Below are 22,458 nucleotides of genomic sequence, written 5' to 3' on the forward strand. Positions count from 1 at the left end.
TACCACCCACTGATATTAAGGAGCGATATCGTGATAAAGCTGATTAACGTTGACGAACTGCGGCAGGGAATGTTTATCCACAAACTGGAGGTTTGGTGGGTCAAAGATAAGCGCATTCGCAACCAAATGCTGATCACTGATAAACGCCAGATCGCGATGATCCGCAATGAAGGGATCCTGCAACTGTGGATCGATCTCGACAAATCGGTTCAGGCGCCGGTGGCGCCGGTGCCAAAAAAAGATATTCCGCAAACGCCTTTTTTTCAGGAGATGGATCAGGCGCAGAGCATCTTCAATCAGGGTAAACCGCAGGTGCTGGCGATGTTTAACGAGGCGCGCATGGGGCAAGGCCTCGACCTCGATTACACCCTTGATCTGGTCGATCAAATTGCCGGTTCGATCACCCGCGAACCGACGGCGCTACTCAGCGTGGCGCGGCTGAAAAATCACGACGATTACACTTACCTGCACTCGATGGCGGTGTGCGGCTTGATGATTTCGCTCGGCAAAAAAATGGGCCTTGATGAGCACCAGCTGCGTCGCGTTGGTATGGGCGGCTTGCTGCACGATGTCGGAAAAGCGGCGGTACCGCTGGAGATCCTCAACAAGCCCGGCAAGCTGAGCGATGAAGAGTTCACCGTGATGCGGCAGCACCCAATTGTTGGCGCGCAGATGCTGATGGAAGCCGATGCCGGCGAAGATCTGCTGGATATTGCGCTGCATCATCATGAAAAGTATGACGGCAATGGTTATCCACATGGCCTGAAAGGGGACGAAATCTCGCTGTATGCGCGTATGGCGTCGGTGTGTGACGTCTACGATGCCGTGACGTCGAATCGGCCGTATCGCAAAGGCTGGACGCCTGCTGAGGCGATGCACAACATGCTGAGCTGGCGCGGTCACTTCGACAACACGCTGCTGCACGCTTTTGTACGCACTATCGGCATTTATCCGGTGGGATCGCTGGTACGTCTGGCTTCCGGGCGCGTAGCGCTGGTGGTGCAGGCCGGAGAGAAATCGCTGCTGAAACCCAAAGTGCACGTGTTCTGGTCTTTGCACGCCCAGCGCGAGGTTAAACCGGAGGAGCTCGATCTCGGCGACAGCTTCTGCACCGACAGCATCACCGGCGCGGAAGACAGCGGTCTGTGGCAGAACATCGATTTGAATCGCATCTGGGCACTGGAAACCGCTTAATTTCGCACCATTTTTATACTTTATTTACGCCTGATTCCCGCCTTTTTACCTCTTCTTTATGCCGCGCCGCGCATGCTTGCAGCACTACCAAATCCTCTGGAGGTTGCTGTGAGCGTGGGCGTGATAACCGGCATCGTGCTGGTATTTGTTCTTCTGGGCTACCTGATTTATGCCCTGCTTAATGCGGAGGCGTTCTGATGGCTGCGAATGCATTCTTGCTGATTGCGGTGTTCCTGCTGGTGCTGATGGTGCTGGCACAACCGCTGGGACGTCTCCTCGCGCACTTTGTCGCCGACAAGCCGCTGCTGCCGCGCACCGAACGCGCGCTGTGGCGGCTGGCCGGTGCGGATGGCGCCGCCATGCGCTGGCCGCATTATCTGCTGGCGATTCTGCTGTTTAACGCACTCGGTTTTGCTGTGTTACTGCTGATGTTGATGTCGCAGGCGGCGCTGCCGCTTAACCCGCAGCATCTGCCCAATCTGAGTTGGGATTTGGCGCTGAATACCGCCATCAGCTTTGTCACTAACACCAACTGGCAATCCTACGCGGGCGAAAGCACGCTGAGCTATTTCAGTCAGATGGCGGGCCTGACGGTGCAGAACTTCCTGTCGGCGGCGACCGGTATCGCGGTGGCGTTTGCGCTGATTCGTGGTTTCGCTAACCGTTCGCTGGCGACGCTCGGCAACGCCTGGCGCGACCTGACGCGCATCACCGTTTATGTGCTGCTGCCGATCAGCTTAGCGATGGCGCTGTTCTTCGTCAGCCAGGGCAGCATTCAAACCTTCGAACCTTACCACGCGCTCACCACGCTGGAAGGGGCGCGGCAGACGCTGCCGCTCGGTCCGGTGGCGTCGCAGGAAGCGATCAAAATGCTTGGCACCAACGGCGGCGGTTTCTTCAACGTTAACTCAGCACATCCGTTCGAAAACCCGACGGCGCTGACTAACTTCGTGCAGATGCTGAGCATCTTCCTGATTCCAGCGGCGCTCTGTTTCACCTTTGGTCAGCATCTTGGCGATCGTCGTCAGGGCCACATGCTGCTGTGGGCGATGACCATCATGTTCGTGCTCGCGGTGATCACCGTGATGTGGGCCGAACTGCGCGGTAATCCGCACTTTCTCGCGCTTGGCGCGGACAGCGCCATCAACATGGAAGGCAAGGAGACGCGCTTCGGCATTCTCAACTCCAGCCTGTTCGCGGTGATCACCACCGCCGCGTCGTGCGGAGCGGTCAACGCGATGCATGACTCCTTTACGGCGCTTGGCGGCATGGTGCCGATGTGGTTGATGCAGCTAGGCGAAGTGGTGTTTGGCGGCGTCGGTGCGGGCCTGTACGGCATGCTGCTGTTCGTGCTGCTCGGCGTGTTTATCGCCGGGTTGATGATCGGTCGCACGCCGGAATACATGGGCAAAAAGATCGACGTGTGGGAGATGAAGATGACCGCGCTGGCGATTCTGGTGACGCCAACGCTGGTGCTGCTCGGGAGCGCGCTGGCAATGATGACCGACGCCGGACGCGCGGGCATGGCCAATCCGGGTATTCATGGCTTTAGCGAAGTGCTGTACGCGGTGTCATCGGCGGCCAACAACAACGGCAGCGCCTTTGCGGGACTCAGCGCCAACACGCCGTTCTGGAACCTGCTGCTGGGCTCGATCATGTTGGTGGGGCGTTTCGGCATCATCATTCCGGTGCTGGCGATTGCCGGTTCGCTGGCGGCGAAGAAAATTCAGCCGGTGGGCAACGGCACGCTGCCAACGCACGGCCCGCTGTTTATCGCGCTGCTGATTGGCACCGTCTTGCTGGTGGGCGCATTGACGTTCATCCCCGCACTGGCACTTGGCCCGGTCGCGGAACATCTGCAATTAATTCAGGGATAACGGAATCATGAGTCGTCAACAACTGGCGCTGTTTGATGCGGCGCTCACTCGCGTTGCCATGCTGGATGCGCTGAAAAAACTCGATCCGCGCGTGCAGTTCCGCAATCCGGTGATGTTTTTGGTGTGGATCGGCAGCGTGCTGACCTCGGTATTGGCGGTCGGCATGGCAACCGGCTCGCTCAGCGGCAGCGCGGGCTTTACCGCCAGCGTCGCCATCTGGCTGTGGTTTACCGTGCTGTTTGCCAACTTCGCCGAAGCGCTGGCGGAAGGGCGCAGTAAGGCGCAAGCCAACAGCCTGAAAGGCATCAGCAAAACCAGCGATGCGAAAAAACTGGCGGAAGCGCGTTACGGCGCAGCGTGGCATAACGTGGCCGCCGATACGCTGCGCAAGGGCGATGTGGTGCTGGTGGAAGCCGGCGACATCATCCCCTGCGACGGCGAAGTGCTGGAGGGCGGCGCATCGGTGGATGAGAGCGCGATCACCGGTGAATCCGCACCGGTGATCCGTGAATCGGGCGGGGATTTCTCATCGGTAACCGGCGGTACGCGCATTCTCTCTGACTGGCTGGTGGTGCAGTGCAGCGTCAATCCGGGTGAAACCTTCCTCGACCGCATGATTGCGATGGTGGAAGGCGCCAAACGTCGTAAAACGCCGAACGAAGTGGCGCTGACCATTCTGCTGGTGTCCCTGACGATCGTGTTCCTGCTGGCAACCGTTACGCTGTGGCCGTTCTCCGCTTATGGCGGCACGCCAGTGAGCATCACGGTGCTGGTGGCGCTGCTGGTGTGTTTAATTCCGACCACCATCGGCGGCCTGCTGTCGGCCATCGGTGTGGCGGGGATGAGCCGTATGCTCGGCGCCAACGTTATCGCCACCAGCGGCCGTGCGGTGGAAGCGGCGGGTGACGTCGATGTGCTGATGCTGGATAAAACCGGCACCATCACGCTCGGTAACCGTCAGGCGACGCAGTTCTTGCCCGCGCCGGGCGTCAGCGAGCAGCAGTTGGCCGATGCGGCGCAGCTGGCATCGTTGGCCGATGAGACGCCGGAAGGGCGCAGCATCGTGGTATTGGCGAAGCAGAAATTTAACCTGCGCGAACGCGACCTGAGCAGCATGGGTGCCAGCTTTATTCCATTCTCGGCGCAAACGCGCATGAGCGGTGTGAACGTGCAGGATCGGCTGATCCGCAAAGGCGCGGTCGATGCGGTGCGTCGCCACATTGAAGCCAATCATGGCCGCTTCCCAATGGAAGTGAACGCTGCAGTTGAAGAGGTGGCGCGTGCTGGCGGCACACCGCTGGTGGTAGCCGAAGGCGCGCAGGTGCTGGGCGTGGTGGCGCTGAAAGATATCGTTAAAGGCGGCATCAAAGAGCGCTTTGCCGAGCTGCGCAAGATGGGCATCAAAACGGTGATGATTACCGGAGATAACCCATTAACTGCGGCGGCGATTGCGGCCGAAGCGGGCGTTGATGATTTCCTGTCGGAAGCTACGCCGGAAGCCAAGCTGGCGCTGATTCGCCAGTATCAGGCCGAAGGACGCTTAGTGGCGATGACCGGCGACGGCACCAACGACGCCCCGGCGCTGGCGCAGGCCGACGTGGCGGTGGCGATGAACTCGGGAACCCAGGCGGCGAAAGAGGCCGGCAACATGGTCGATCTCGACTCCAACCCGACCAAGCTGCTGGAAGTGGTGCACATCGGTAAACAGATGCTGATGACGCGCGGTTCGCTCACCACCTTCAGTATCGCCAACGACGTGGCGAAGTATTTCGCCATTATTCCGGCCGCGTTTGCCGCCACCTATCCGCAGCTCAATATGCTGAACGTGATGGGGCTGCATTCGCCCAATTCGGCGATTCTGTCGGCGGTGATTTTCAACGCGCTGGTGATTGTGTTCCTGATTCCGCTGGCGCTGAAAGGCGTGAGTTATCGTCCGCTGAGCGCTGCGGCGCTGCTGCGTCGCAACCTGTGGATTTATGGCGCGGGCGGTTTAGTGGTGCCGTTTATCGGGATTAAAGCTATCGACCTGCTGCTGACGCTGCTTGGTCTGGCTTGAGGAGAAGAGAAATGAGTCAGTTACGTCCGGCTATTGTATTGTTAATGGTGCTTACGTTGCTCACCGGCGCGGTCTATCCGCTGCTGACCACCGGTCTGGCCCAATGGTGGTTTCCGTCGCAGGCCAACGGTTCGCTGATTGAGCAGGATGGCGCGATGCGCGGCTCCGAGCAGATGGGTCAGGTGTTTACTCAGCCGGGCCACTTTTGGGGGCGTCCTTCCGCCACCGGTGATGCGCCTTATAATGCGCTGGCCTCGAGCGGCAGCAATCTGGCGGGCAGCAATCCGGCGCTGGATAAAGCGGTGGCGGAGCGTGTCGCCGCGCTGCGTGCGGCCAATCCGCAGGCGCCCAAAGCGGTGCCGGTAGAGTTAGTGACCGCGTCGGCGAGTGGCCTGGATCCGGATATTTCGCCCGAAGCCGCCTTGTGGCAAGCGCCGCGCATTGCCGCCGCACGCAACATGGCGTTGAAGGATGTGGAAGCATTGATTGCCCGCCACACCGAGCGCCCGCTGTTGCCGTTTATTGGCGAAGAGACGGTAAACGTGCTGCGCCTGAATCTGGCGCTGGATGATTTGCAAGGTTAAACCGATTGCGCAATGAATTGCGCCGCTACGGTATGAGCACGTCATCGTAGCGGCGCGATTTATCGCGCGGTTTTTACAATGGACGATCGATGAACGACGACATTTCCCGCCCCAATCCCGATGCGCTGCTGCTCAATCACAGCGACAGCCATCGCGGTAAACTGAAAATCTACTTCGGCGCCTGCGCGGGCGTGGGAAAAACCTTCGCCATGCTGCAGGAGGCGCAGCGTCTGCGCGCGCAGGGGCTCGACGTGTTAGCCGGCGTGGTGGAAACCCACGGCCGTGAAGAGACCGCCGCGCTGATTAACGGGCTGGCGGTGTTGCCACGTCGTACCTCCGGGCGTTCGCGCCATGCTGAATTCGATCTTGATGCCGCGCTGGCACGCCATCCGGCGGTGATTCTAATGGATGAGCTGGCGCACACCAACGTGCAGGGTTCGCGCCATCCGAAACGCTGGCAGGATATTGAGGAGTTGCTCGAGGCGGGCATTGACGTCATCACTACCGTTAACGTGCAGCATCTGGAAAGCCTGAATGATGTGGTCGGCGGCGTCACCGGCATCCAGGTACGTGAAACCGTGCCCGATCCCTTCTTCGATAGCGCCGACGAAGTGGTGCTGGTGGATCTGCCGCCGGACGATCTGCGTCAGCGGCTGAAAGAGGGCAAAGTCTACGTCGGCGATCGCGCCGAACGCGCCATCGAAAACTTCTTCCGCAAAGGCAATCTGTTCGCGCTACGCGAGCTGGCGCTGCGTCGTACCGCCGATCGCGTGGATGACCAGATGCGCGCCTGGCGCGACCAGCAGGGGCGCGACAAAGTGTGGCACACGCGCGATGCCATTCTGCTGTGCATTGGTGATGATACCGGCAGCGAAAAGCTGGTCCGCACCGCCGCGCGATTGGCGGCACGGCTCGGCAGCGCATGGCACGCGGTGTATGTGGAAACGCCGCGCCTGAATCGCCTGCCGGAAGCACGGCGTCGTGCCATTCTGCGCACGCTGCAGCTGGCGCAGGAGCTCGGCGCGGAAACCGCCACGCTCTCCGATCCTGATGAAGCGCGTGCGGTGTTGCGTTATGCGCGCGAGCACAATCTCGGCAAAATCGTCATCGGACGACAGCCACAGCGACGCTGGCGGCGCGACAGTTTTGCTCAGCGCCTGGGCGAACTCGGCCCGGATGTTGATTTACTGGTGGTCGCGCTGGATGAACCGGTGCGCGACGCGCCGCATCCGCTCAGCGGCCAGCGCGGTAGCAGCGAAAAATGGCGGCTCTATCTGCGCGGCTGTTTGATGGCGCTGCTGCTGTGTATTTTGGTCACGACGGTGGGCCGCTGGCTGCTGGTGGCGTTTGATCCGGCTAACAGCGTGATGATTTATCTGCTGGCGGTGGTGTTGGTGGCGCTGCGCTATGGTCGCTGGCCGTCGGTGTTCGCCACGGTGATCAACATCATTGCCTTCGACCTGTTTTTCGTCGCGCCGACCGGCACCGTGGCGGTGTCGGATTTGCAGTATCTGGTGACCTTTGCGGTGATGCTGGCGGTGGGGGTGATTGTCGGGAATCTGACGGCGGGCGTGCGCTACCAGGCCAAAGTGGCGCGCTATCGCGAACAGCGTGCGCGCCATCTGTATGAGATGGCGAAAGCCCTCGGCAGCGACCTCACGCCGCAGGATATCGCCACCACCAGCCAGCGCATCATTGATGTCACCCTGCAGGCGCGCAGTTTGCTGCTGCTGCCCGATGAGCAGGGCGAGCTGCAAACTATTGGCGATAGCGCAATGGGCACGCCGCCGGATCTCGCCATCGCCAAATGGAGCTACAGCAAAGGCCAGCCAGCGGGCGCTGGCACCGATACCTTACCGGCGGTGCCGTACCAGATTCTGCCACTGAAAAGTGGCCATCACTGTCGCGGTTTGCTGGTGGTTGAACCGGAAAACCTGCGCCAGCTGATGATCCCCGAGCAGCAGCGCCTGCTGGAAACCTTCACCGTGCTGATCGCCAACGCGCTGGAACGTATGGCGCTGTCGCACAGTGAAGCGGCATCGCGCCTTGCCGCCGAGCGCGAGCAACTGCGTAATGCGCTGCTGTCAGCGCTGTCACACGATCTGCGTACGCCACTGACGGTGCTGTTTGGTCAGGCGGAGATGCTAATGCTCGATCTGGCCAGCGAAGAGTCAAAATATGTCGGCCAGGCCAATCAGATTCGTGAGCAGACGCTGAGCACCATTCGCCTGGTGAGCAACATGCTGGATATGGCGCGCATTCAATCCGGTGGACTCAATCTGCGCGAAGAGTGGGTGGCGCTGGATGAGGTGATCGGCGGGGCGCTGAGCAGTATGGGGCCGTCGTTGAAAGGCCACGAATTTACGCTCGATTTGCCAGAGATGGTGCTGATTAAAGGCGACAGCGCCATGCTGGAGCGGGTGTTTACCAATCTTGTCGAAAATAGCCTGAAATACGCGGGCAACGCCGCGCAGCATGGTATTCGCGCCTGGTGCGAGCGCGATCGGCTGGAGATTGCGGTGTGGGACAGCGGGCCGGGTATTGCGCCGGAGAACCTGACGCGCATTTTTGACAAGTTCGCGCGCGGCGATAAAGAGTCGGCGGTACCGGGCGTGGGGCTGGGATTGGCGATTGGCAAAACCATTATTGAATCCCACCGTGGGCGCATCTGGGCGGAGAACCGACCGGAAGGCGGCGCGGTGTTCCGTTTGTCCCTGCCGCTGCCGGCAGCGCCAGAAATTTCTGAAGAAGGGCTGAAATAACTTCACATAAGTTCGGTTATACTCGCCCACTTGTCTGTTGATTAATGGGAACTTATGGAACGTTTTATCGAAAACCTGATGTATTCATCGCGCTGGCTGCTGGCTCCGGTTTACATGGGACTTTCGTTGGGCCTGCTGGCGCTGACTATCAAATTTTTTCAGGAGATTTTTCACCTGTTGCCGCACGTTTTCAGCATTGCCGAAAACGATCTGATTCTGCTGCTGCTGTCGCTGGTGGATATGACGCTGGTCGGCGGCTTGCTGGTGATGGTGATGCTCTCGGGCTACGAGAACTTTGTCTCCAAGCTGGATATTGATGAGCACAGAGAGAAGCTGAGCTGGCTCGGTAAAATGGACTCCGGCTCGTTGAAAAACAAAGTCGCGGCCTCGATTGTGGCGATTTCGTCAATTCACCTGCTGCGCATCTTTATGGACGCCCGCAACGTCGAAAACGAAAAGCTGATGTGGTACGTGATTATCCACCTGACGTTTGTGCTGTCGGCGTTTGTGATGGGCTGGCTGGATAATATGTCGAAGGCGGATAAGAACGCTGCGAAGATGTAGGGTGGTGTGCGCTGTTCCCTCACCCTAACCCTCTCCCACAGGTGGGAGAGGGAACCGATTGATGCACGGTCCGCCCCCTCGCCCGCTTGCGGGAGAGGGCTGGGGTGAGGGAAAAACCGCTACCGCGTCGCTGGCTGCGCGCCCGCCAGCTTAGGCATCACTTCACGAATCATTTCGAAAAACTGCCGTAGCCGCGCCGGATAATAGCTGGCCCACGGATAAGTCAGCCACACCGGCAGCGGCGGCGCTTGCCACTCCGGCATTAACTGAATCAGATCCCCTTTAGCCAAATCTTCCTGCACCACCCAGGATGACACCACTGCTGCGCCCATCCCCGCCACGGCGGCTTTGCGTACTGCGTACAAACTGTCGCTGGCGAGACGTGGCGCAATCGCCAGATTCACCGGCTGGCCGTCGCTGATACGCTGTAAGGCGATTTCGTTACGATAAAAACTGGTCAACGCCAGCCACGGCAGGTTGTTGAGCTGCGTTACTTCGGTCACCGGCGGATAGGCCGCCAGCAGCGATGGCGCGGCCACCACAAAGCGCGGCACTTCAGCCAGCAATATCGCCACGATGGATGAGTCGCTCGGCGCACCGACCTGGATCGCGCAATCGATGTTTTCGCTGATAAAGTCCGGCGTGCGGTCATTCAGCATCCACTCTACCGTTAAGCGCGGGTAGCGGTGCAGATAATCAATCAGCGGCTCAATCAGCTGATCCTGACCAAAGGCGTGCGGTGCGCGCACGCGCAGGATGCCAATCGGATCGTCGCTGGCCCCGGTCAGATCATCTTCCAGCGCATGCCAGGTCGCCACCAGCTGACGCGCCTGCGCATAGCAGCGCTCGCCATCATCGGTGAGCTTCAGAGCATGCGTGGTGCGCATAATCAGTTTGAGACCGAGCCGCTGCTCAAGTGCCTGCAGCCGACGGCTGATAGTGGGCTGCGTGGTGCCGAGCTGGCTTGCTGCTGCCGAAAGCGATCCACTCTCGACGATGCGGATAAAGGTCTGCATCAGTTCGATGCGATCAACGCTGGAAACCGTGTTCATACGTACCACGCATAACAGTTCTGTGTTTGAGCAGTCTACCGCGTATGGCGGCAACGCGCTTTAATAAGCGCACTTTCACGGGGGAATCCATTATGTCAGCCATCTCATCTTCAGCCATGCCCGCTGAGAAACTGCCCGCGCCGCTGGTGTTTACGCTCGCCGCCGGTGCTGGACTCAGCGTTGCATCGATTTACTACAGCCAGCCGATGCTGGATATCATCAGCAAACAGTTCAACGTCGGGATTGGTAGCGTAGGCATGGTGCCGATGCTGACGCAAGCCGGCTACGCGCTTGGCATTCTGCTGCTGGCTCCGCTCGGCGACCGCCACGATCGACGCACCATCATCCTGATCAAAGGCTTGCTGCTGGTTGCCGCGCTGCTGCTGTGTGGCTTTTCGGGCGGGTTGAACGCGTTGCTGATCGCCAGCTTCGTCACCGGCTTAACCGCCACCGTGGCGCAGGACATCGTACCGGCTTCGGCGGCGTTAGCGCCGGAGCGCAGTCGCGGCAAAATCGTCGGCACGGTGATGACGGGCTTGCTGGTGGGGATTTTGCTGTCTCGTGTGGTGAGCGGCGTGGTGGCGGAGTATTTCGGCTGGCGCACCATGTACCTGATAGCGGCGGTAGCGGTGTTGCTGATTAGCGGTGCGCTGTGGCGCGTGTTACCGCGCTTTACGCCAGGCACCTCGGTGAGCTATCCGCGTCTGCTGTTGTCGCTGGCGCATCTGTGGCAGCACCATCAAACTTTGCGGCGCGCGGCGTTGGCGCAGGGCCTGCTATCGGTGGGCTTTAGCGCCTTCTGGTCAACGCTGGCGTTAATGCTAAGCGACAAATTCCATCTGGATAGCGCCGTTGCCGGTGCGTTCGGCCTGGCCGGTGCGGCAGGGGCGTTAGCGGCACCGTTAGCCGGTAGCGTGGCGGATCGTATCGGTCCCGCACGTGTCACGCAGTACGGTGCCACATTGGTGATGGTGTCGTTCGCATTGATGTTCCTGCTGCCGCTGTTGCCGATGCCGGCGCAGCTTGGTCTGATTATCCTCAGCACCATCGGTTTTGATTTGGGTGTGCAGGCCACGCTGGTGGCGCATCAGACGCTGGTTTACAGCCTGGCACCGGAAGCGCGCAGTCGTCTTAACGCCTTGATGTTTACCGTGGTCTTTATCGGCATGGCAACCGGTGCGGCGCTGGGTAGCCTGGCGCTGGCGCATTGGGGCTGGACCGGTGTGGTGGCACTTTCCACTTTAGCCGCTGCGCTTGCCTTGATGATTCGCCTGGCAAGCCGTCATCTGAAAAACTAACCGCGTAACATGTGCCAGGCTTAAAGGAAGAATATTATTTAAAAACGGAGCGTTATGAATTTCCTGGCCTGGACCGCCGCCACCGGCGGTCTGCTACTTCTTATGTCACTGGCTTCCGGCTGGATTCACCGCGGGCCAGTGACCTCATTTGGTCTCTATCTGTTCGCGGGTATCCTCTGTGGCCCGTGGATGCTCAATCTGCTGCAAGTCGATATTATCGGTCACGCCAATCTCGCTGCGCACATCACTGAAATTACCATGGCCGCCTCGCTGTTTATCACCGGGCTCAAGCTACGTTTGCCGCTCAATGCGCATGCGTGGCGCATCGGCGTGCGGCTGGCGTTTCCGGCGATGCTGCTGACGGTAGGCAGTATGACGGTGCTGGTGCACTGGATTACCGGCTTTGACTGGGCGCTGTCGCTGGCATTTGGTGCCATTGTGGCGCCGACCGATCCGGTGCTCGCCAGCCTGATTTCCGTCAATGATGCGCGCGATGACGATGCGCTGCGTGTGGCGCTCTCCAGCGAAGCCGGCATGAACGACGGCTCGGCGCTGCCGCTGCTGATGCTGGCCATGTTGCTGCTGCAGCCGGGCGCGTTGAACATGGCTTCATTCGGCGAATGGTTCGCCAAAGACGCGCTGTGGGCGATCGGCGGCGGGTTGGGGATAGGTTTTGCGCTGGGCTGGCTGATTGGCCAACTGGCGACGCATCTACGCACCGCTAATCAGGATGTAGCGCCGAACGATCTGTTTGCTCTTGCGCTGATTGCGCTCAGCTACGCCGCTGCGCAGTCGGTTGATGCTTCCGGCTTTCTCGCGACTTTCGCCGCTGGCGTCGGTTTGCGTCGTGCGGAATTACGCGTAGTGAAGCACTATCCGCAGGATGAGATGTCAGAAGAGGAGCGTTTCTTACCGGCGGAAGCGCGGGTGAATACCGGTCAACGTATGGCGCAAGGCAGTAGCGGCATGGTGAAATCGGTCGGTTTGGTGATCGGCGATGCGCTCTCCTTTGGTGATACTATCGAGCGCTTGCTCGCCGCAGGCATGATGGTGGTGCTCGGCATTACGCTGGCGCAGCACTGGAATCTTACCGGCATCGGCCTGGCGCTATTGCTGTTTGTGGTGGTGCGTCCGTTGGCGGTGTGGATCACGACGTGGCGTTGCGATATTCCGTTAATGCGACGGCTGCTGATTGGCTGGTTGGGTATTCGCGGCATCGGCAGTATCAATTATATTGCCTATGCATGGGTGCACGGCATGCGTGGACCCGAGGCGGAGCAGATGGTGGATATGGCGTTGACGTTAGTGGTGTGCAGTATTGTGCTGCACGGCATCACGGTAACGCCGTTGTTAAACTGGCGTGCCGCCCGTCAGGCCGCACGCGCGGAGCGCAACGAAAACTGATTTATTGGAAATTATTGGAGCCTGTTATGAAAGCGTTATTACTCGCCCTCGTTGGGCTGTCTCTTTCGGCCGGTGTGTTTGCTGCCGAGGGTGACAATAATCAGGAAGAGAATGTCTATGCCAGCCAGTTGTGTCATCTGGTGAGCAGCGAGAAGAGCACCAGCGATTTGGATGGCTACACCGAGAAGCTGAAGTCCCAACTGGCGGCTAGCCAGTCTTCATCGGCGATGCAGCAGCCTGAATTCAATGAAGAGATCGCGCAGGAAGTGATTAGCGCGTGGCTGGAGCTGGGCGAAGATGAGCGCGGCAAACTGCGTAAAGATCAGCAGCAATGTGAACAAACGGTGATGACCCAGTTCCAGCAACAGGATTAATACCCGTCATACTTTCTGCCGCTCGAATTATTTAAGGTATTCGAAAGAACTCGCGCCTTTTTAGGCGCGTTTTTTTATGGCTTTTTTGTACGATTTACGTACATAATCGCCAACGTCGAAATCAGACATGCGTCACATAATGAGATTCAGCTGTTAAAGCTGGCATTTTTTGCATACTGGCACTGGGCAAGATGATTACACGTCGTCACTTTTTGTTGGCAACCGGAGCAACCGCTCTCTCGATGACCACGGGCAAGTTATTTGCTCGCGACGACGTCATTCCGCTGTGGCCCGACGATCCGCCTGGCGGCGGCGGCCCTTCGGGTTTGCTTAAAGTTAACAAATACGGCTCCTGGACCAACATCGTTTCTCCCGCCATTCAGCGTTTTCGCCCGGAAAATCCCAACGGCGAAGCGGTGATTGTCGCAGCGGGCGGCGGCTATCGTTTTATTGGTATGGGGCGCGAAGCCTGGCCGGTCGCGCGCTGGCTCAATGCAAACGGCTACACCGTGTATGTGCTCAGCTACCGTTTGCCGGGTGAGAAGTGGCAGGCGGGCAATCTGGCGCCGCTGCAGGATGCGCAACGGGCGATTCGTCTGGTGCGCTCCATGGAGCGCAAGGTGCATGTGCTGGGCTTTTCCGCCGGCGGACATCTGCTCGGCATGGCCGCCGCGCGACCGGATTTCGCATCCTATCCGGCGCAGGACCCGCTGGATCAGGTCAGACCGAGCGTGGATAGCGTTGGCCTGATCTATCCGGTGATCACCCTCGAAGCGCCGTATCAGCACACCAACACGCACCTGATGCTGGTGGGCCATAACGCCACGCCAACCCAGGAAGCCAACTGGTCGGTGCAAAACTACGTCACGCGGCAATATCCGCCCACCTTCCTCGCGCAGGCCGAAGACGATCGCACCTCAAATCCCCACAATACCGAAATCATGCGCGATACCTGTCGCCGCATGCGTGTGCCGGTTGAGTTGATTGAGCTTAGCAGCGGCGGCCACGGTTTTGGTCTCGGCAAAGCGGGCACGCCTGCCGCGCTGTGGGATCAGGCTTATGTGCGCTGGCTGGATAATCTGGGGTAATCACGTTAGCCATAAATAGCGTCATCACGGTTGGTGCGCCCATTGGGGTGGTCACCATGAATGGTGACCCTACAGAACCGGCGTAGGGTCGCCATTCATGGCGACCAGGCATGCCCCATAAATATCACGTCAGATTAAAATGCGCATCCGGCCGTAACGGTTCGGGCAGCGGCATATCGCCATTCATCGCTTTCAAATTGCGTTCGATGTTGACGCACAGCGCATCGAGCGGCAGATGGTTCGGCGCGGTGCCAAACGGATGTTCCAGCTCTTCCGCTAGCGCCTCGAGCGACAAAAAGGTGTAGGAGATAAACATCGACACCAGCGGCGTCATCAGATGCAAATCCGCCACCAGCGCGAACGGCAGCAGCGTACAGAACAGATAAACGGTGCGATGCAGAATCAGGCTGTAGGCAAACGGAATGGGCGTGCTGGCGATGCGATCGCAACCGCCCAGAATGGTCGACAGCTGATTAAGATTCTCATCAATGCTCTGCCAGACGATATCCGACACCAACCCTTCATCACGGCGCTGCGCCAGCCATTCGCTGAGGCACAATAAAATCTGTGAGGTCGGCAGCGGATGATCGAGCACCGCGCTGTGCCAGCGCGCGGGCAGCAAGCGCTGCAAATCCGTCTGCACCTCTGTTTTACGCAGCCGGTGCTTCAGACACCAGCAAAACGCCAGCTGCAAGCCGGTAAATTCCCGTATCTGCTCTTCGCTGACGCCGCGAATGCTTTTAATTTGCCGCAGCAGCGATCGCTGGGTGATGTGCAGGCTGCCCCACAAATTACGCGCTTCGAGAAAACGCGCATAGCTGGCGTTGTTGCGAAAGCCGAGGAAGATAGCGATCGACACGCCGACCAGGCTAAAGGGTGCGGTGGTGAGGTGAATGCCGAAGGTGGAGTACCACGGATAGCCAAAGATGGCGATCAGCGACATTAACAGGTTGAGCGACAGGCGGAACACGATGTTGCTGAGCACCGAGCCGTGCCAGTCAAACAAGCGCATAAACCAGTGTTGATGAGGACGTACGATCATTTTGCGATGGTGTATTTTTTTGATTTTGTGGCAACAGGTTACGCCGCTCAGTGCGCTTGAACAACGCCCATTCTCAGCATTTTTAAGGCCAATGGCATAGCGATTAGCTATTTTTTTATAGTTAAATCAATCTTCTATAAACGCTTTGAACAAGTTGTGAAATTCTTTGCGTTATCTCTTTCTGTTCACCTTCTCTAAAGTTCATTCCAGCAGCACAACAGACAAATTTAAAACCACTTTAGAGGAACACATCATGTCTAAATTCGATCTGCTCGACCCACAGAACTCCACGCTGATTTTCATCGACCACCAGCCGCAGATGTCTTTTGGTGTGGCGAACATCGATCGCCAGCAGCTCAAAAATAATACCGTCGCCCTGGCGAAAACCGGCAAAATTTTCGACGTGCCGGTGATTTACACCTCGGTAGAAACCGAAAGCTTCAGCGGCTACATCTGGCCTGAACTGCTGGCGGTACACCCGGAAGCGAAGCCGATCGAACGTACCTCGATGAACTCATGGGAAGACGCGAAATTCGTTGAAGCGGTGGAGAAAACGGGCCGTAAGAAGTTGATTATCTCCGCGCTGTGGACTGAAGTGTGCCTGACATTCCCTGCTTTGATGGCATTGAAAGAGGGTTATGAAGTGTATGTGGTGACCGATACCTCGGGCGGTACCAGCGTTGATGCGCATGAACGCTCGATTCAGCGTATGGTGCAGGCAGGCGCGGTGCCGGTCACCTGGCAGCAAGTGCTGCTCGAGTACCAGCGCGACTGGTCACGCAAAGAGACCTACGATGCGGTGATGGATCTGGTGCGTGAACACAGCGGTGCTTACGGCATGGGCGTTGATTACGCCTACACCATGGTGCACAAAGCCCCGCAGCGCACCGCTTGAATCACGATGGGCGCGGCAGGCTGACTTTCAGCGCATCAATAAACAGCCGCAGCGCCATCGACTGATGTCGGTTGGGCGGGAACCACAGCGCAATCCCCGCCGATTGCACCCGCCAATCGGCCAGCAACTCCACCAGCTGGCCGCTGCGCAATTCCTGCTCCACATACAGCGACGGCACATAAGCAATGCCTAAACCGGCGAGCGCCGCCCGGGCCATCAGCGCGTTGCTGTCCAGCGTGAGGGTGCCGGGAACATCAATCTGGTGCGTTTCAGCGGCCTGTGCATATTCCCATTGATAACGTTTACCACTCGGTAAGCGCTGGCGAATACATTGCTGTTGCAGCAGGTCGCGCGGATGAACAATCGCAGCACGTCGCGCCAGATATGCCGGCGCTGCCACGGTGACAAAGGTCAGCGCACCGCCGATCGGCACCGCCACCATATCCTGCGGCACATCCTCAATCAGCCGAATGCCGGCATCAAAACCCGCGGCAGTGATATCCACCAACGCGCCTTGCGCAGCGAAATCGAGCTGGATATCGGGATAGCGCGCGCTAAAGTCCGCCACGACGTGCTGCAACAGCAAACCGATCGAGGCATCGCTGGCGCTGATGCGCAAGGTGCCGTAATGCTGATGGCGGCTGGCGGAGATGTCGTGCAGCACATCATCCATCTGATTCAGCAGCGGCGAGAGCCGATCCAGCAGCTGTTGCCCGGCATCGGTGAGCGATACGCTGCGCGTGGTGCGCTGAAACAGCTGCACGCCAAGATTGTGCTCCAGCGTTTTCACCAGATGGCTGAGCGAGGAGCGCTTCAAGCCGAGCAGTTCGGCGGCGCGGCGAAAGCTGCGCGCTTCACCGAGCGTTTTAATGGCCTGCAACTCGTGCCATGAAGGACGTCTCATTGGTGGTTTTTCCTCACCGGGTCATGCGTAATTAGGTGGATTATCACCACCAGTAAAGCGTTCTACCATCAGGTTTTCAAGAAGAGGAGCACAAGATGAAAACCTGGTTAATTACCGGCGCCAGCAGCGGGCTGGGGCGTTTGATGAGTGAACGTTTACTGGCGCGCGGCGATCGCGTGCTGGCATGTGTACGCCGTGAGCAGGCAATGGTCGATCTGCAGCAAAGCTACGGCGAACGGCTGCAGGTGATGGCGCTGGATCTGGCACAAACTGCCAGCATCGCGCCGGTCATAGCCCGCGCTTTTGCCGCCGTCGATCGCATTGATGTGGTAGTAAGCAATGCCGCTTACGGCCTGTTTGGTGCGGCAGAAGAGTTGAGCGATGCGCAGATCGATCGCCAGATCGCCACCAATCTTACCGGCTCCATCCAGCTGATTCGCGCGGTGATTCCTTTTCTGCGCCAGCAGGGCGGTGGGCGTATTGCGCAGATCTCTTCAGAAGGCGGGCAGGTGGCATATCCCAACTTCAGTCTGTATCACGCCAGCAAATGGGGTATTGAAGGATTTGTCGAGGCGGTGCGTCAGGAAGTTGCCAGCTTCGGCATCGACTTCTTACTGGTCGAACCCGGCCCAACCGCAACGCATTTCGCTGCCGGCCTGGATGTGGCCACGGCGCTGGATGTTTATCGCGATAACGCTTCAGGCCAGCTGCGCCAGGCGATTCTCTCGGGTGATTTCACTATCGCGGGCGATGCCGGGAAATGTGTAGTGGCGATGATCGCCACGCTCGATCAGGCCAGCATGCCGCTGCGCCTGGCGCTCGGTAGCACCGCGTATCAGCATATCGAAGCGGCGCTGGAGAGCCGGCTGGCGGAACTGCGTGCGCAGCGTGATGTGGCCTTTGGCGCGGATGGGTAACCGCATAGGATGTTAGGCGCAATCCGCAGATAGCTGCCAAACTCAGCCATTGTGCATTTTTGCCTGGTGCGCATGGATGCGCACCCTACAACGGTCAGAGTAGGGGCGCCATTGATGGCGACCCATCCGCAAGCAATCTTATGAGCCAAGGAGACGTTCCAACATGCAAGCGATGATCCTGAAGAATCCCGGTGGATTAGAGAATCTGCAACTGGCGGATCTCCCCGATCCCGGTAAACCTGGCGCAGGTGAGATCCGTGTAGCGATCCACGCGACGTCACTCAATTTCCACGATCTGCTGGTGGCGGATGGATCGATCCCCACCGCCGATGGCCGCATTATGATGGCGGACGGCGCGGGCGTGGTGGAGGAAGTGGGGGCAGGCGTCAGCGAATTTAAGCCGGGCGACCATGTGGTGTCGTGCTTCTTCCCTCAGTGGCAGGACGGCTTGCCGTTTAGCCAGGTGGGTAATTTCGCACAAACACCGGGCGATGGTGCGCACGGCTTTGCTGCCGACGTGGTGGTGCGTCCGGCGCAACATTTTACGCTGGCACCGCGCGGCTGGCGCCATGCGGAGGCGGCGACCATTACTACATCAGGCCTCACCGCCTGGCGTGCGCTGGTGGGTGATGCACAGATTAAAGCGGGTGACACCATCGTTACGCTGGGTACCGGGGGTGTGTCGATCACGGCGTTGCAGATCGCCAAATCAATGGGCGCACGCGTGATTGTAACCTCGTCTTCTGACGAAAAACTGGCGCGCGCGCGTGAGCTGGGTGCCGATGCCGGCATCAACTATCGCACTACACCGGCGTGGGGCAAAGCGGTACAGCAACTGACCGATGGGCAAGGCGCAGATGTGGTGATTGAGCTCGGCGGTCCCGGTACCATGGCGCAGTCAATTGAGGCGGTGCGCGTTGGCGGACATATTGCGTTAATCGGTGTGCTCACCGGTCGCGAAGGCGTGATCCCCACATCCTTATTGATGGCGAAACAGGCGCGAATTCAGGGGCTGATTGTCGGCCATCGTCGTCAACAACAGGCGTTTGTACGCGCGCTGGAGCAAACCGATGCTCGGCCGGTGATTAGCGATAGCTATGGTGCGCTGAGCGATCTGCCAGCGGCGTTTAAGCATCAGCAGAGCGCGGGGCATTTTGGCAAGATTACGGTGGAGTGGTAAAACGCAGAGTCTGTTTCCATAGCGGAAACAGACCTATAAAAGTCAGTAGTAGTCGCCGTGGCGATAATCCCATGAAGGGAAGATGTCAGATAGCAGCGCCATAATTTTATCCACATCTAACCCTTTACGGATCAGCACCGGGCACGGCGTGATTTTACGTTCGCCGTTTTGCTGTGGAATCAGACGACCTTCGCTATCTACCATCGACACCATCACACCCTGTTCATAGCGCACTTTATTGGTGTCGTTAGGCTGGATGGACTTCACGTAAGCATTGGCTTCGATAATTAAATCGGCGCGGGCTTCAATGCGCTCGCCAATACCCTCGACCAAACCGCGATTACCCTGGCCGGACGGATTTGCCGAACTGGCAAAGGAGAATTTACCGTGCTGCTCCCACAATGCTTTTGCAATATTTTCGCCTGGCTTGCCAAATTTAATCACGAAGCAGCTGGTTTGACGGCCATCCATCATCAACTCTTTTGAGCCATCAGCGGGAATACGCGCCAGCGCATCGTCGCGCCACGGCAAAATACAGCCCAGCAGAATATCTTCATCCCAATGGCGCTGATAAAGCTGGTCGATTTCTGGCGTCAGTTGCGCCAGCGAACGCAGCTGTTCCAGCGAGCCACACAGCACTACGCCCGGTTTGTTGCGCTTGCGCTGTTTAGCTTCGAACTTACGTTCCAGCCCGGCTTTGTCGGATGTCATGATGATGTAACCCACTTTGGTGGGACTAACAATCATGCCGCCATCTTTGGCGAGAATATCAATGGCCTCAGGTTGTAAACCGCCATTCCAGCTTATTTGCTTACCGCTCATGGAGTTACCCTATCGATGTAAAAGAGAGTGAGCAGGAATATTACCTGCGATGAAAAAAAGGGCTTTATTAATTAACCCGTTATTTAATCAGGGTTAATTACATTATCGAAGTATCTCTTGCGATAATAGTACTAAAATTAATGACGGTGCAACTGCTGAAAATAACGATGAATTAAATAGGGGTAATAATAAATAACGCCTGTGAATTGTAGTGTTATTGATAAAAGGGCGCTGAAAATATTATTCAGCGCCAGAAATAATCAGAATAGGATGGCGTGCGCCACTGCACGCAGCGCGATGCCGAGCAGAATGCCGGGCACGGCGAAGCGGAACAGGCGCGGGAAGCGGCTCGACAGGCCAAGATAAATACCGATGCCGGGCAGATCGAAGGTTTGAATCAGTAATCCCGCCGAGGCGTTGATGTTGTGCGCGCTGTACAAGCCTTTCTCCACCAATCCTGCCACCACGCCGTAATAAGCGGTGCCGCCCGCCAGACATTTGGTTAGCGCCGGAAGAATGTAGACCTCGGAAATGTGCAGCTTGTCGAGCAGCGGCGATATCAGGCGCGTCAGCATATCTATGCCGCCAGCTTCTTTTAAAACGCCAACCACCGATAACGAAATTATCAGCATCGGCAGCGACCCGAGCGCCAGACGAATCGCATCGGAACCGGCGCTGTTAATAATGCCAATCAGCCCCATTTTGCTTTCGTTGCTGGTGACGGCGTCATCTTCGTTCAGCAGGGCTGCGTCCGAAAGTTTGCGACCAAAGAAGTGATAGGTGGCCGCCGCCGCTACGACTCCGCCGCAGACCGAGATAAATAGCGCGCTGCTCCAGTGTAATCCCGCCGGAATCAGCGGATAAAAGGTGCTGGCCTGACCCATGGCAAACAGCATCGCCAGGGTGGCCGCCATATGACGATCGGAGGTACCGCGCTTTTCCATAATCGCCAGCGCCGCCAGCGGTGCCGCAAAGCTGACGAAATTAAGCTGAATCATGGCAAAAAAAGCCAGCCCGGTAATACCGAAGGGTTTTAATAACGGCGTGGCATGACGTACGACGAAGTCCAACAGACCTTTGACTTCCAGATATTTCATGATGAATAACATCACCACCATAATTGGAATTAAGGTGTAGAGCGCCACGTCCACCGAAGCTTTGCCAGCGGACATGATGATATCGATAATATTCATGCCCGATTACGACCTGTTTTCACACCGTTCTCCCCGAAAAAAATATAAACCGGCAATGCCATTAAGTTTGCGGTGCGCATTAATGCGCACCCTACAACATCGCGGTAACGCGTTGTTGTTTTGTCATTAATGGCGGCCGAATAATTCAGCATCCGCAAAGAAATAAATCTTATCCGTTACGTGGACTGTTGAGTAGTGAAGAAAATGGGTTTTGTATTTCAGGAAATGAAGTATACCGAACTATTTTCCAGGACTGATTGCGGTTAAGTTCCAATAAGCGATAACGAAAAATAAGACGGACCTGCTATCGATGTAGAGGAAGGCTGGGCAGTTTGATCCCCGAGTGATGTGTGGACACGCATTTTAGGGGGAATGATGGAAAACAAACATATTCAGATGCTGACCGATGCTTTTCAACGCTGTTCTCAACAAACTGATAGTGGTGTGGAGTTCTGGTTAGCGCGAGATGTGCAACTTCTGCTGGGATATGGCAAATGGGACAACTTTCAAAGTGTGGTTTTGAAAGCCAAAACGGCTTGCGAGATTTCAGGGCATGAGGTGTTGGATCATTTTGCCGACGTCGGGAAAATGATCGAACTTGGCAAAGGTGGGCAGCGCAAAATTGATGATGTCATGCTTACGCGGTATGCATGTTATCTGATTGCTCAAAACGGCGATCCCAGAAAGCAGGAGATTGCCTTTGCGCAGACTTACTTCGCCATGCAGACGCGTAAAGCGGAGCTTATCGAATTAAGGCTGCTAGAAACTGAGCGGGTGCAGGCAAGGAAAAAACTGAGCGGAACCGAAAAAGAGCTTTCAAACGTAATCTACGAACAAACGGGTGGAAGTCAGAACTTCGCACTTATTCGCAGTAAAGGTGATTTTGCCCTGTTTAATCGTACTACTCAGGTTATGAAAGCACAGTGGGCTGTGCCAGAAAGTCGCCCATTAGCTGATTTCGCGCCAACCATAATTTTAAAAGCCAAAGATTTCGCCACAGAAATTACTATTCATAATGCTCGTACGCTACAAATGCAAAGTGAGCTGCAGATATCCGGCGAGCACGTTAATAATAACCAGGCGGTAAGAGAAACATTACTCAGTCGAGGAATTAGACCTGAAAGTTTATCGGCTGCTGAAGATGTAAAAAAAGTTGAGCGGAGATTGGCTTCAGCAGAAAAGAAGTCACTTGTTAAACCAGCGAAACTGGAAAAAGATAGCGATGAACTTTAATAAACCAACATCAGGATGC

Annotated in this window: 20 protein-coding genes; 15 read left to right on the forward strand and 5 right to left on the reverse strand. The window is 57.4% G+C overall.

What is annotated here, in order from left to right; all coding sequences use genetic code 11:
- Positions 1–30 precede the first annotated feature (30 nt).
- The 7 genes from WFL93_RS17050 to WFL93_RS17080 all read left to right on the forward strand — a co-directional run bounded on the left by WFL93_RS17050 (position 31) and on the right by WFL93_RS17080 (position 9,037).
- Positions 31–1,194 carry an HD-GYP domain-containing protein gene (locus tag WFL93_RS17050; RefSeq protein ID WP_336778638.1) on the forward strand — a complete coding sequence of 388 codons (1,164 nt, stop codon included), beginning with the start codon at positions 31–33 and terminating at the stop codon, positions 1,192–1,194.
- A 108-nt stretch (positions 1,195–1,302) separates the two neighbouring features.
- A complete protein-coding gene (gene kdpF, locus WFL93_RS17055; RefSeq protein WP_180822654.1) occupies positions 1,303–1,392 on the forward strand; it encodes a K(+)-transporting ATPase subunit F in 90 nt (29 codons plus the stop codon).
- Positions 1,392–3,071, forward strand: coding sequence for a potassium-transporting ATPase subunit KdpA (gene kdpA / locus WFL93_RS17060; protein WP_007889941.1), 1,680 nt, complete (start codon positions 1,392–1,394; stop codon positions 3,069–3,071). Before kdpF ends, kdpA begins: the two co-directional genes overlap by 1 nt.
- A 7-nt stretch (positions 3,072–3,078) precedes the next feature.
- A complete protein-coding gene (gene kdpB, locus WFL93_RS17065; RefSeq protein WP_007889940.1) occupies positions 3,079–5,127 on the forward strand; it encodes a potassium-transporting ATPase subunit KdpB in 2,049 nt (682 codons plus the stop codon).
- A gap of 11 nt (positions 5,128–5,138) precedes the next feature.
- A complete protein-coding gene (gene kdpC / locus WFL93_RS17070; RefSeq protein ID WP_336778639.1) occupies positions 5,139–5,711 on the forward strand; it encodes a potassium-transporting ATPase subunit KdpC in 573 nt (190 codons plus the stop codon).
- Positions 5,712–5,800: 89 nt separating this feature from the next.
- A complete protein-coding gene (kdpD, locus tag WFL93_RS17075) occupies positions 5,801–8,473 on the forward strand; it encodes a two-component system sensor histidine kinase KdpD (protein WP_336778640.1) in 2,673 nt (890 codons plus the stop codon).
- A gap of 54 nt (positions 8,474–8,527) precedes the next feature.
- Positions 8,528–9,037: a TIGR00645 family protein gene (locus tag WFL93_RS17080; RefSeq protein ID WP_007889937.1), complete on the forward strand. Its 510-nt coding sequence runs from the start codon at positions 8,528–8,530 to the stop codon at positions 9,035–9,037.
- Between the two features lie 119 nt (positions 9,038–9,156).
- Here the strand turns inward: WFL93_RS17080 and WFL93_RS17085 are convergent, their stop codons facing one another.
- A complete protein-coding gene (locus tag WFL93_RS17085; protein WP_336778641.1) occupies positions 9,157–10,089 on the reverse strand; it encodes a LysR family transcriptional regulator in 933 nt (310 codons plus the stop codon).
- 92 nt (positions 10,090–10,181) lie between these two features.
- Between WFL93_RS17085 and WFL93_RS17090 the strand changes: the two genes are divergently transcribed.
- The 4 genes from WFL93_RS17090 to WFL93_RS17105 all read left to right on the forward strand — a co-directional run bounded on the left by WFL93_RS17090 (position 10,182) and on the right by WFL93_RS17105 (position 14,253).
- A complete protein-coding gene (locus WFL93_RS17090) occupies positions 10,182–11,387 on the forward strand; it encodes an MFS transporter (RefSeq protein WP_007889935.1) in 1,206 nt (401 codons plus the stop codon).
- 54 nt (positions 11,388–11,441) lie between these two features.
- Positions 11,442–12,791 (forward strand): cation:proton antiporter, encoded by a 1,350-nt coding sequence (locus WFL93_RS17095; protein ID WP_336778642.1) that lies wholly within the window; start codon positions 11,442–11,444, stop codon positions 12,789–12,791.
- A 26-nt stretch (positions 12,792–12,817) separates the two neighbouring features.
- A complete protein-coding gene (locus tag WFL93_RS17100) occupies positions 12,818–13,165 on the forward strand; it encodes a hypothetical protein (RefSeq protein ID WP_049851888.1) in 348 nt (115 codons plus the stop codon).
- A gap of 191 nt (positions 13,166–13,356) precedes the next feature.
- Positions 13,357–14,253, forward strand: coding sequence for an alpha/beta hydrolase (locus tag WFL93_RS17105; RefSeq protein ID WP_336778643.1), 897 nt, complete (start codon positions 13,357–13,359; stop codon positions 14,251–14,253).
- Positions 14,254–14,377: 124 nt separating this feature from the next.
- On the opposite strand, the gene WFL93_RS17110 is transcribed toward WFL93_RS17105, so the two are convergent.
- Positions 14,378–15,295 carry a bestrophin family protein gene (locus tag WFL93_RS17110; RefSeq protein WP_336778644.1) on the reverse strand — a complete coding sequence of 306 codons (918 nt, stop codon included), beginning with the start codon at positions 15,293–15,295 and terminating at the stop codon, positions 14,378–14,380.
- 253 nt (positions 15,296–15,548) lie between these two features.
- Between WFL93_RS17110 and WFL93_RS17115 the strand changes: the two genes are divergently transcribed.
- The gene (locus WFL93_RS17115) at positions 15,549–16,190 is read left to right on the forward strand and encodes a hydrolase (RefSeq protein WP_007889925.1); all 642 of its coding nucleotides are present in this window, start codon (positions 15,549–15,551) and stop codon (positions 16,188–16,190) included.
- 1 nt (position 16,191) lies between these two features.
- On the opposite strand, the gene WFL93_RS17120 is transcribed toward WFL93_RS17115, so the two are convergent.
- Positions 16,192–17,094: a LysR family transcriptional regulator gene (locus WFL93_RS17120; protein ID WP_336778645.1), complete on the reverse strand. Its 903-nt coding sequence runs from the start codon at positions 17,092–17,094 to the stop codon at positions 16,192–16,194.
- A 95-nt stretch (positions 17,095–17,189) separates the two neighbouring features.
- Between WFL93_RS17120 and WFL93_RS17125 the strand changes: the two genes are divergently transcribed.
- Positions 17,190–18,011: an SDR family oxidoreductase gene (locus WFL93_RS17125; protein WP_336778646.1), complete on the forward strand. Its 822-nt coding sequence runs from the start codon at positions 17,190–17,192 to the stop codon at positions 18,009–18,011.
- Between the two features lie 163 nt (positions 18,012–18,174).
- Positions 18,175–19,191 carry a zinc-dependent alcohol dehydrogenase family protein gene (locus WFL93_RS17130; RefSeq protein WP_336778647.1) on the forward strand — a complete coding sequence of 339 codons (1,017 nt, stop codon included), beginning with the start codon at positions 18,175–18,177 and terminating at the stop codon, positions 19,189–19,191.
- Positions 19,192–19,233: 42 nt separating this feature from the next.
- Here the strand turns inward: WFL93_RS17130 and WFL93_RS17135 are convergent, their stop codons facing one another.
- Both WFL93_RS17135 and WFL93_RS17140 read right to left on the reverse strand, forming a co-directional pair.
- On the reverse strand, positions 19,234–20,013 hold the full coding sequence (locus tag WFL93_RS17135; RefSeq protein ID WP_007889920.1) for an L-threonylcarbamoyladenylate synthase: 780 nt from the start codon (positions 20,011–20,013) through the stop codon (positions 19,234–19,236).
- Between the two features lie 260 nt (positions 20,014–20,273).
- Positions 20,274–21,206, reverse strand: coding sequence for a nucleoside recognition domain-containing protein (locus tag WFL93_RS17140; protein ID WP_336778648.1), 933 nt, complete (start codon positions 21,204–21,206; stop codon positions 20,274–20,276).
- A gap of 372 nt (positions 21,207–21,578) precedes the next feature.
- On the opposite strand from WFL93_RS17140, the gene dinD reads away from it, so the two are divergent.
- On the forward strand, positions 21,579–22,439 hold the full coding sequence (dinD, locus tag WFL93_RS17145; protein ID WP_336778649.1) for a DNA damage-inducible protein D: 861 nt from the start codon (positions 21,579–21,581) through the stop codon (positions 22,437–22,439).
- Positions 22,440–22,458 lie beyond the last annotated feature (19 nt).

The organism is Pantoea sp. USHLN256, assembly GCF_037149875.1.
Taxonomy (GTDB): domain Bacteria; phylum Pseudomonadota; class Gammaproteobacteria; order Enterobacterales; family Enterobacteriaceae; genus Pantoea; species Pantoea nemavictus.

Excerpts from the sequence above, each read along its gene's own strand:
- kdpA (WP_007889941.1), top strand. The coding sequence starts at position 1,392 with ATGGCTGCGAATGCATTCTTGCTGATTGCGGTGTTCCTGCTGGTGCTG.
- kdpB (WP_007889940.1), top strand. The coding sequence starts at position 3,079 with ATGAGTCGTCAACAACTGGCGCTGTTTGATGCGGCGCTCACTCGCGTT.
- kdpC (WP_336778639.1), top strand. The coding sequence starts at position 5,139 with ATGAGTCAGTTACGTCCGGCTATTGTATTGTTAATGGTGCTTACGTTG.
- kdpD (WP_336778640.1), top strand. The coding sequence starts at position 5,801 with ATGAACGACGACATTTCCCGCCCCAATCCCGATGCGCTGCTGCTCAAT.
- WFL93_RS17080 (WP_007889937.1), top strand. The coding sequence starts at position 8,528 with ATGGAACGTTTTATCGAAAACCTGATGTATTCATCGCGCTGGCTGCTG.
- WFL93_RS17085 (WP_336778641.1), bottom strand. The coding sequence starts at position 10,089 with ATGAACACGGTTTCCAGCGTTGATCGCATCGAACTGATGCAGACCTTT.
- WFL93_RS17090 (WP_007889935.1), top strand. The coding sequence starts at position 10,182 with ATGTCAGCCATCTCATCTTCAGCCATGCCCGCTGAGAAACTGCCCGCG.
- WFL93_RS17095 (WP_336778642.1), top strand. The coding sequence starts at position 11,442 with ATGAATTTCCTGGCCTGGACCGCCGCCACCGGCGGTCTGCTACTTCTT.
- WFL93_RS17100 (WP_049851888.1), top strand. The coding sequence starts at position 12,818 with ATGAAAGCGTTATTACTCGCCCTCGTTGGGCTGTCTCTTTCGGCCGGT.
- WFL93_RS17105 (WP_336778643.1), top strand. The coding sequence starts at position 13,357 with ATGATTACACGTCGTCACTTTTTGTTGGCAACCGGAGCAACCGCTCTC.
- WFL93_RS17110 (WP_336778644.1), bottom strand. The coding sequence starts at position 15,295 with ATGATCGTACGTCCTCATCAACACTGGTTTATGCGCTTGTTTGACTGG.
- WFL93_RS17115 (WP_007889925.1), top strand. The coding sequence starts at position 15,549 with ATGTCTAAATTCGATCTGCTCGACCCACAGAACTCCACGCTGATTTTC.
- WFL93_RS17120 (WP_336778645.1), bottom strand. The coding sequence starts at position 17,094 with ATGAGACGTCCTTCATGGCACGAGTTGCAGGCCATTAAAACGCTCGGT.
- WFL93_RS17125 (WP_336778646.1), top strand. The coding sequence starts at position 17,190 with ATGAAAACCTGGTTAATTACCGGCGCCAGCAGCGGGCTGGGGCGTTTG.
- WFL93_RS17130 (WP_336778647.1), top strand. The coding sequence starts at position 18,175 with ATGCAAGCGATGATCCTGAAGAATCCCGGTGGATTAGAGAATCTGCAA.
- WFL93_RS17135 (WP_007889920.1), bottom strand. The coding sequence starts at position 20,013 with ATGAGCGGTAAGCAAATAAGCTGGAATGGCGGTTTACAACCTGAGGCC.
- WFL93_RS17140 (WP_336778648.1), bottom strand. The coding sequence starts at position 21,206 with ATGAATATTATCGATATCATCATGTCCGCTGGCAAAGCTTCGGTGGAC.
- dinD (WP_336778649.1), top strand. The coding sequence starts at position 21,579 with ATGATGGAAAACAAACATATTCAGATGCTGACCGATGCTTTTCAACGC.